Genomic DNA, 270 nt, shown 5'->3' with positions numbered 1-270 from the left:
CCTGGGACACCCACTCCGTGCCACGACGCGCGGCCGCCATCGCCCACCGCATCGCCACGGGCGACGACCTCCCCCTCAGCCGCTGGCAGGAACTGACACGCAACGAACCGGACCGGGTGAGCGCGCTGCGGGTGCTGGCCACGGTCGAACTCCAGCAGGCGCAGTACCCGGCGATGCCGCTGACCGCCGAGGACTTCGCGCACGCCTACGACCACCTCGCCGACCACTGGCACACCCAGCCCCTCGGAGACCAGGCCACCGCCCTCGCCC

At 73.3% G+C, this 270-nt stretch carries 1 protein-coding gene; it reads left to right on the top strand.

The features are described 5' to 3' along the window. Nucleotides 1-17: 17 nt before the first annotated feature. Nucleotides 18-270: hypothetical protein (locus tag IF37_RS40515; protein WP_158727472.1), on the top strand; the 253-nt coding region annotated here is incomplete at its 3' end.

Origin of the sequence: Streptomyces sp. NRRL S-31, assembly GCF_000718775.1 — a bacterium.
In the GTDB taxonomy this organism is placed as follows: domain Bacteria; phylum Actinomycetota; class Actinomycetes; order Streptomycetales; family Streptomycetaceae; genus Streptomyces.
The sequence above is the reverse complement of the archived record's forward strand: the minus strand, read 5'-3'. Positions and strand labels throughout refer to the sequence as shown.